Raw genomic sequence first — 1,433 nt, 5'->3', positions numbered from 1 at the left:
TTTTTGCTCTTAATACCCTGAATAACCACCCCCTCAATTAGATAAATTTTTCTACCAAATTCATCTTTAAGGATATCATCTCCTTCTTTAGAGTTAAGGTCTTTTTCGGTGGCTTGGATGATTCTAAAAACTATGGTAAAGTCTCCGGCTTCTGTCCCAGCAATTTGCCTGATAAATCCTTTTCCTGGTTCGGTTAAATCTCCATCCGTTACTCTCGCCAGTAAGTTAGCAATCTTAGCATCACAGATGAAATCAGGAGCGACTACTGTTCTGTAGTCAAGATAGCGGTTACGGCTTACTAAAAAAGGCCAAGCGTTAATACTCATAGTTACAATTTAATAAATTTAGTTTTTACATTGATTGATGACAAGCAACTCGTTGCCCTGATCGAGTTGCCTTAGCTATTCTTAAATCAGGTTTCATTAAGGAGCAAGCCAGGAAAAAGGTGGGAACGGAATATTCCGCAAAATCCAGTAGGCTAAAATTATTTTCAACATCAACCAAATCCAAGCCGGTTTGATGAAAATTGGGGAAACTTTGCGTCCTGTAAACGCAGGTAAACTGTAGCAAATGTAGGAGTAAATTAGGTAAGGCAATGACAACACCATCAGGGGATTCAGCCCAAAGGCTGCCCACACATTACCATGAAGTAATTGATGAAGTCCCCGCAGTGTGCCACAGCCCGGACAATACAAACCAGTTAACGTCCGAAATGGACTAGGAGGGTAAAGTTGTCCTGGTATAGAAGGATCAAAAAAATACAGAATTATAGCTGAACCTAAAATAATTGCTGATAAAACTTTTACCTTCAATTTTATTCTAGCTATGGGAGACAGAGAATATAAGTATGTTTTTTTCATGAGACTATTGTTGTCAACCTTTACTTGATTATTTGTTTAGGTTTTTAATAACCCAATGCGAGGGAAGCAATAACATATAAAACCAGAATTATTGCCCCGGATATAAAACTAATCCAGCACCATTTTTTAGCATTATCTGATGCTGTAACTGCGGCTTCAGTGTCTCCTGATGTGTATTTTGTGTTAACTTGAGCCGCGTAGAAAATTGCAACAATTCCAAAGGGGACACAGCAGAATAGAGTTACTAAAATCGCTTGCGGTAGATAGTTAGGGACAGGGCAGTTGGAGTGCATAAGTTTACTAGAATTAACGTTTATACAAGTTTCCAAATTTTAATCGTTCTGTCGAAACTGCCACTAGCTAAGGTTTGATTATCTGGACTAAATGCTAGAGTAGTGATAGGACCGGTGTGTCCATTTAGAGTAGTGACTAGAGTTCCAGTTGATATATCCCACAGCTTGATCGTGCCATCATGACTTCCACTGGCAAGGATGCGGTTATCTGGACTAATAGCGAGGGAAAAAATTGCTCCGGTATGTCCTGTCAACTCATACCTCAGATTGCGGGTTTTCA

General features: G+C 39.4%; 3 protein-coding genes and 1 pseudogene. All 4 read right to left on the bottom strand.

Translation table 11 applies throughout. The features are described from left to right. A pseudogene (locus F6K37_RS42240) lies at positions 1-326 on the bottom strand (WD40 repeat domain-containing protein); the annotation flags it as partial. A 96-nt stretch (positions 327-422) separates the two neighbouring features. Continuing rightward, positions 423-860 (bottom strand): DUF2752 domain-containing protein, encoded by a 438-nt coding sequence (locus F6K37_RS42235; RefSeq protein WP_287257199.1) that lies wholly within the window; start codon positions 858-860, stop codon positions 423-425. A gap of 44 nt (positions 861-904) precedes the next feature. Then, positions 905-1,153: a CD225/dispanin family protein gene (locus F6K37_RS45185; RefSeq protein WP_353839148.1), complete on the bottom strand. Its 249-nt coding sequence runs from the start codon at positions 1,151-1,153 to the stop codon at positions 905-907. Positions 1,154-1,173: 20 nt separating this feature from the next. Further along, the coding region (locus F6K37_RS42230) for a WD40 repeat domain-containing protein (protein WP_502887839.1) at positions 1,174-1,433 on the bottom strand (260 nt) is incomplete at its 5' end.

The sequence above is a fragment of the Moorena sp. SIO4E2 genome, assembly GCF_010671945.1.
Classification (GTDB): domain Bacteria; phylum Cyanobacteriota; class Cyanobacteriia; order Cyanobacteriales; family Coleofasciculaceae; genus Moorena; species Moorena producens.
The sequence above is the reverse complement of the archived record's forward strand: the minus strand, read 5'-3'. Positions and strand labels throughout refer to the sequence as shown.